8 protein-coding genes are annotated in these 7115 nt (G+C 35.7%); 7 read left to right on the top strand and 1 reads right to left on the bottom strand.

What is annotated here, in order from left to right; translation table 11 throughout:
- The first annotated feature begins 51 nt into the window (after positions 1-51).
- The 5 genes from kynU to AB3X49_RS15205 all read left to right on the top strand — a co-directional run bounded on the left by kynU (position 52) and on the right by AB3X49_RS15205 (position 4542).
- Positions 52-1338: a kynureninase gene (kynU, locus tag AB3X49_RS15185; protein ID WP_367963105.1), complete on the top strand. Its 1287-nt coding sequence runs from the start codon at positions 52-54 to the stop codon at positions 1336-1338.
- A gap of 2 nt (positions 1339-1340) precedes the next feature.
- Complete coding sequence (gene kynB, locus AB3X49_RS15190) at positions 1341-1970, top strand: arylformamidase (RefSeq protein ID WP_002065849.1); 630 nt, start codon at positions 1341-1343, stop codon at positions 1968-1970.
- 33 nt (positions 1971-2003) lie between these two features.
- Positions 2004-2843 carry a tryptophan 2,3-dioxygenase gene (gene kynA / locus AB3X49_RS15195; RefSeq protein WP_002127699.1) on the top strand — a complete coding sequence of 280 codons (840 nt, stop codon included), beginning with the start codon at positions 2004-2006 and terminating at the stop codon, positions 2841-2843.
- A 125-nt stretch (positions 2844-2968) separates the two neighbouring features.
- Positions 2969-3886: a serine hydrolase domain-containing protein gene (locus AB3X49_RS15200; RefSeq protein ID WP_002168241.1), complete on the top strand. Its 918-nt coding sequence runs from the start codon at positions 2969-2971 to the stop codon at positions 3884-3886.
- Between the two features lie 20 nt (positions 3887-3906).
- Complete coding sequence (locus AB3X49_RS15205; RefSeq protein ID WP_002127696.1) at positions 3907-4542, top strand: Pr6Pr family membrane protein; 636 nt, start codon at positions 3907-3909, stop codon at positions 4540-4542.
- 56 nt (positions 4543-4598) lie between these two features.
- Here the strand turns inward: AB3X49_RS15205 and AB3X49_RS15210 are convergent, their stop codons facing one another.
- A complete protein-coding gene (locus AB3X49_RS15210; protein WP_002032720.1) occupies positions 4599-4931 on the bottom strand; it encodes a DUF3889 domain-containing protein in 333 nt (110 codons plus the stop codon).
- Between the two features lie 145 nt (positions 4932-5076).
- Between AB3X49_RS15210 and sleB the strand changes: the two genes are divergently transcribed.
- Entirely contained in the window at positions 5077-5856 is a 780-nt protein-coding gene (gene sleB, locus AB3X49_RS15215; RefSeq protein ID WP_002032721.1) for a spore cortex-lytic enzyme, read from the top strand.
- Positions 5857-5871: 15 nt separating this feature from the next.
- On the top strand, positions 5872-7115 hold a 1244-nt coding region (gene ypeB / locus AB3X49_RS15220), incomplete at its 3' end, for a germination protein YpeB (protein ID WP_367963103.1).

The raw sequence follows: 7115 nt of genomic DNA on the forward strand, positions 1-7115 counted from the left end.
GATATATTTCAATTAGTTAGAATAAAAAGAAAATTAAAAGAAGGTGACACCATGTATAAAGAACCATTTCAACCAACTTATGAGTATGCGCTTGAATGTGATAAACATGATGAACTGAAAGATTTTCAATCTGAATTTTATAAAAAAGAAGGAACAATATATTTAGATGGTAACTCTTTAGGGTTGCTTTCAAAAAGAGCAGAGAAATCGTTACTCACCTTGCTAGATTCATGGAAAGAGTTTGGGATTGATGGATGGACTGAAGGTGAGCATCCATGGTTTTTCCTTTCGGAGAAATTGGGTGAATTGACAGCACCTCTTATTGGATCTTTACCGGAAGAAACGATTGTAACCGGTTCCACGACTGCGAATATACATCAAGTTATTGCGACGTTTTATGAGCCGAAAGGAATACGAACAAAAATTCTTGCGGATGAATTAACTTTTCCGTCAGATATTTATGCACTTCAGAGTCAAATTCGTTTAAAAGGCTTAGATCCAGATGAACATTTAGTACGAGTGAAAAGCCGAGATGGAAGAACACTTTCTGAAGATGATATTATTCATGCGATGACCGATGATATCGCTTTAATATTATTGCCTTCTGTACTATATAGAAGTGGACAAATTCTTGATATGAAGCGATTAACAGCTGAAGCTCATAAACGTGGTATTCATATCGGTTTTGATTTATGTCATTCAATCGGCTCCATTCCGCATCATTTTAAAGAGTGGGATGTAGATTTCGCTGTATGGTGTAATTATAAATATTTAAATGCAGGTCCTGGTGGTGTTGCAGGCCTTTATGTAAATAATAAACACTTTAATAGACTCCCAGGATTATCTGGTTGGTTTAGTTCTAGAAAAGATAAGCAATTTGATATGGAGCATTCATTAACTGCGGCTGACCATGCTGGAGCTTATCAAATAGGGACACCTCACGTATTAAGTACTGCACCATTAATCGGTTCTCTTGAAATTTTTAAAGAAGCTGGTATTGAAAAGTTACGTGAAAAATCATTACATATTACGAGATATATGCTTGATTTAATTGAACATGAATTAAAAGGCTTTGAATTTACAATTGGACATCCATTAGAGGATGAAAAACGAGGCGGGCATATTTATTTAGAACATGCTGAGGCGGCGCGTATTTGTAAAGCGTTAAAAGCAAATGGGGTTATTCCAGACTTTAGAGCTCCAAATGGAGTTAGACTTGCGCCTGTTGCTTTATACAATACGTATGAGGAGGTATGGAACTCTGTGCAAATTTTAAAGAAAATTATGAAAAATGAAGAATATAAAAACTTTGAAAATAAGCGAGAGGTTGTGGCGTAAGCATGAAAACATCGCAGTGGATTGATATTTCACAACCGCTAAATAATGATATCGCGACATGGCCAGGGGATACACCGTTCTCGTATGAAGTTTCATGGTCAAAAGAAAACAGTGGTTCAGTAAATGTCGGAAAGTTAACGATGAGTATCCATACAGGTACTCATATTGATGCACCTTTTCATTTTGATAATGACGGTAAGAAGGTGTTGGATTTAGATATTCAAGTTTATGTTGGCCCAGCGCGAATCATTGACGTTTCTAATCTTGAAAGCATCGGGAAAAAGGAATTAGAAAACTTTCATTTAGAAGGTGTAGAACGATTGTTATTACGTACATCTTCACATGGTAAAGCAAATGAATTCCCAGATGTAATCCCGCATTTACGCGCAGATATTGCAGCCTTTCTTTCTGAAAAGGGAATTCGTTTAATCGGGGTGGACGTACCATCTGTTGATCCTTTAGATGATAAAGAACTAGCAGCACATCATCAATTATTTAAACATGGAATTCACATTTTAGAAAATGTCGTACTCGATCACGTAGTAGACGGCGATTACGAACTTATTGCATTACCACTTGCATTAACAGATGCGGATGGGAGTCCAGTTCGAGCTGTTATTAGACCAATATAAGTAGAAATGAACACAAAGGGGCGTTTGGCTAATATGAAAGAAAATGAAAAGGTAATTATGGAAAAAGGGATTCATACGGATTTTAAGGAGAATATGACGTATGGAGAGTATTTACAGCTAGATAGCTTATTATCTAGTCAACAAAGATTATCAGATCATCATGATGAAATGTTATTTATCGTTATCCACCAAGCGAGTGAGCTTTGGATGAAACTAATTTTACATGAATTGAATGCTGCAATTGAATCTATTAAACAAGATAAATTACCACCAGCTTTTAAAATGTTAGCACGTGTATCAAAAATTCAGTCGCAAATTATTCAATCTTGGGATATTCTTGCGACATTAACACCATCAGAATATATTGAGTTTCGTGATTCACTTGGTCAGGCTTCAGGTTTTCAATCGTATCAATATCGAATGATTGAATATGCACTTGGTTATAAAACACCACATGCATTAAAGATTTATGAAAAGGACCCAGAATTACATGCTCGTCTTCATAAAGCACTTCATACACCAAGTTTGTATGATGTGGCGATACAAGCGCTTGTTAAAGAAGGATTCCCAATTCATAAAGATGTGTTAAATCGTGATATTACGCAGCCTTACGAAGAGGATGCAACTGTAGAAGCGGCTTGGATAGAAGTATATGCGGACGTGCAGAAATATTGGGATTTATATCAGCTTGCAGAGAAATTAATCGATATTGAAGACTGGCTACAACAATGGCGTTTCCGTCATATGAAAACGGTAGAACGAATTATTGGTCATAAAATGGGAACAGGTGGCTCTTCTGGCGTATCTTATTTAAAGCGAGTGCTTGATCAATGCTTCTTCCCAGAGCTTTGGAACGTTCGAACGAAATTATAAAAATAAACTTGTCAGCTATTAAATGCTGGCAAGTTTATTTTTTGTTTTAATAACAAATATGATTTAATAGAGAGAACGAAATGAATAACAAATATTACATAACCATTTAGATGGAGGAAGATTTCTTGAATTTCGAGCAATTACAAAATAAATTTGAAAAGAAAAAGGTTAATACATTTCTTGTTTATCAAAAGGGGGAATTAACGACTGAGTACTATAAAACGATAGACTGTGCAAATGACTTATTTAAAATTAATTCGATTACAAAAAGTATCGTATCTATATTAATTGGTATCGCAATTGATAAAGGATTTATAAATAATATACATACACCAATCACAACATGGATTCCAAATGTGCCGGAGGAAAAGAGGGAATTAACGCTGTATCATTTATTAACGATGACAACAGGAGAAAATTGGAAAGAGTTCGGAAATGGGGTTGTTTTCCCGAATGATTTTGTGGAATCAGACAATTGGGTGCAATACATTTTAGAAAAGCCGTTCATTGAAGAAATAGGTACGAAAATGAATTATAATTCAGGTTCTTCTCATTTACTTAGTTACATCATTCAAGAAGCAACTGGAATGTCGACGGAGCAGTTCGCGAAAAAGTATTTATTTGAGCCGTTAAACATTACGGAGTATGAGTGGCAACAAGACCCGCAAGGTATATATGTTGGCGGATTCGGTATGAAAATGAAATCTATAGATTTATTAAAGTTAGGAAAAGTATGTTTGAACAATGGATATTGGAAGGGAAATGATATTGTATCATCGAAATGGTTAGAAGAATCAGGTGAGGCTCTATTTGAAACGTATGAACATGTCGGAGCATATGGATATCACTGGTGGGTATTAAATAATGAAAGATTTCACATACCGTATTGTATGTATTTTGCTATGGGATACGGAGGGCAATACATTATTATCATTCCGCAGTTAGAGCTCGTAGCTGTAATTAGTAGCCACATGCCAAAACGTGGCCTCGTACCATTAAAGTTATTTATAGAGCATATAAAAGAGAATTCCAATCATAAATAAGTAGAGAAATGAGGTGTTTTATGAGAAGTGCAAAAATGATAGCGATTTATAGACTGTTATTAAGTCTTCTAGCGTTTAGTGCACTTATTACTCAATTTGTTACAAGGGCACAAGTGAAACCGTTCAATCCAGTTAACTTTTTTAGTTTCTTCACAATTGAAAGTAATATTTTAGTTGCGGTAATTCTACTATTTAGTAGTTTGGGGACAGCCCTATTTGGACGTTCCGAGCAATTTGGAGTTCTTCGCGGTGCAGCTACAGTATACATACTGACAACAGGACTTATTTATTTTTTGTTATTAAGGGGATTAGAAGAGTCACTTCAAACAGCGATACCATGGGTAAATACTGTACTTCATTACATCATGCCATTAGCGATGATTTTAGATTGGGTTATAAATCCACCTACGAAGACCATTACATGGAAACAGGCTGCGAGTTGGCTTGTTTTCCCGCTTTTATATGTTGTCTATAGCTTAATACGCGGGCCATTCGTGAATTGGTACCCATATCCGTTTTTAGATCCGAGAATAGGTGGATATGGGAGAGTATTTTTATATAGTATAGGGATATCTGTTGTTATTGGAGCTATTTGCGGATTAGTAAAAATGTTAGGGAATCGATCTTTGCATATAAAAAATAATCCTCCTTATTAAGGAAGAAGTACATAAAGAAACCTCTGTCTGTATGTAAAGACGGAGGTTTTTTTGTTTTACCGACTTGTCTTCTGAAAGGACATCTTTAAAAATTCCTCTGTTTTCGTATCAAACTCTACATCCACAAAAACACCATACTCTTTTCCACCCTCACGTAGCCATAATTTAAACTTTTCAACTGTTATTTGAACAGTTTTTGGTTGTCTACCTATATGAAGGTAATCGATAATCTCAGCTTTCGGATATTGTTCTTTCGTTTTTTCAACGGCTAGTTTACCCCATTTTGCATATGGCGGCTGTGCGTGAACAATAGATGGGTCGGTATATATATTTGAACATGTTGTTATTAAAAAAAATATAAATGCTGTACGTACGAAGAATCGCTTCATAATAAGCTCCTTTTATTCTTTTTGTATATTGTTTACATATTTCTTCAAGCATATAAGTTTGGATTTTTTTGTCTTCTTTACATAAAAGCGAGGGTTTTACAAAACATAACCATGAAATCATTTCCGTAATTAAGGAGGGAAATACATGCGTCAAAAAGCTGTTTTTAAAATAGCGATTTTGCTTGTCTTTATCGGGCTATCTTTAATGGTAAGTAGTATACAGACCAAAAATGTGGAAGCCTTTTCTAATCAAGTGATTCAAAGAGGGGCATCTGGAGAAGATGTCATTGAACTGCAAACTCGTTTGAAATATAACGGATTTTATACGGGGAAAGTTGATGGTGTTTTCGGATGGGGTACATATTGGGCACTTCGAAACTTTCAGCAAAAATTCGGATTGCCAGTTGATGGTTTAGCGGGTGCTAAAACGAAGCAAATGCTTGTAAAGGCAACGAAGTATGATAAGTCGACCGCTAATAAAGATACTACAACTAATAAAGGGAACAGTGGTGGAGGTAAACAGGAAAATAAGCCGCCAAAAAGTACAGGGACAAATGTTCCAAACGGTTATTCTCAAAATGACATTCAGTTAATGGCAAACGCTGTATACGGAGAATCCCGTGGTGAGCCGTATTTAGGACAAGTTGCAGTAGCTGCGGTTATTTTAAACCGTGTCACAAGTGCATCATTTCCAAATACTGTTTCAGGAGTAATCTTTGAGCCGAGAGCATTTACAGCAGTAGCAGATGGACAAATATATTTAACGCCAAATGAAAATGCGAAAAAAGCCGTATTAGATGCGATCAACGGATGGGACCCAACTGGGAATGCATTATATTATTTCAACCCAGATACTGCGACAAGTAAATGGATTTGGACTCGTCCACAAATTAAAAAAATTGGTAAGCATATTTTCTGTAAATAGAGCGGAGGTGGAAACATGTTACGAGGTATTATCATCGTATTGTTAACAGTAGGTGTAGTTGGAACAGGGTATTGGGGCTATAAAGAGCATCAAGAGAAAAATGCAGTATTAATTCGAGCGGAAAATAGTTATCAGCGTGCGTTTCATGATTTAGCATATGAAGTTGATTTATTACACGATAAAATTGGAACAACACTGGCGATGAATTCACGTTCCTCATTATCGCCAGCTTTAGTAGATGTATGGCGTTTAACATCAGAGGCTCGTTCTGATGTAGGACAATTACCTTTAACATTAATGCCATTTAATAAAACGGAAGAGTTCCTTGCGAATATCGGTGATTTTAGTTATCGTGCAGCGGTTCGTGATTTAGAAAAAGATCCGTTAAATGATCAAGAATATAAAACGTTACAAGGTTTATATTCAAATGCAGCAAATATACAAGATGAACTGAGAAAAGTGCAGCATCTTGTATTGAAAAATAATCTTCGCTGGATGGATGTAGAAATAGCTCTTGCGTCAAACCAAGATCCAGCAGATAACACAATTATCGATGGATTAAAGACGGTAGAAAAGAATGTAACATCATACTCGTCCACAAACTTTGGACCGACTTTTACAAGTGCACAAAAGAATAAAAAAGGCGGATTTGAAGCAAAAGGAAAGGCGATTTCGAAAGCGGAAGCGGAAAAAATCGCGAAATCATTTTTAAACTTAAAAGGGAATGAAAAAGTAGAAGTTGAGAAAAGTGGAAAAGGTGCAAAAGAATCATTCTACAGTGTGAAAATTCAAGATCCAGCAACGAACAATGAGTATTATATGGATATTACCGGAAAAGGTGGATATCCAATTTGGGTAATGAACAACCGAGAAATTAAAGAGCAAAAAATCAGTTTAAATGATGCAGGAAGTAAAGGATTAACATTTTTAAAGGATCACAAGTTTACAAATATGGAGCTGTTTGATAGTTCTCAATATGATAATATCGGTGTGTTTACGTACGTTGTAAATGAAAATGGAGTGCGTATTTATCCAGAAGCAATCCAAATGAAAATTGCCTTAGATGATGGGTCGATTGTTGGTTTTTCCGCAAAGGAATATTTAGCATCACATCAAAAACGAACGATTCCGAGTGCGAAGCTAACCGCTGCTGAGGCGAGAAAGAAAATTAACCCCGATGTAAAAGTTATGGAAGAACGTAAAGCTGTAGTAGTAAATGACTTGCATAATGAAGTACTTTGTTATGAATATATTGGTAC

The organism is Bacillus sp. C30 (assembly GCF_040838255.1).
GTDB lineage: Bacteria > Bacillota > Bacilli > Bacillales > Bacillaceae_G > Bacillus_A > Bacillus_A mycoides.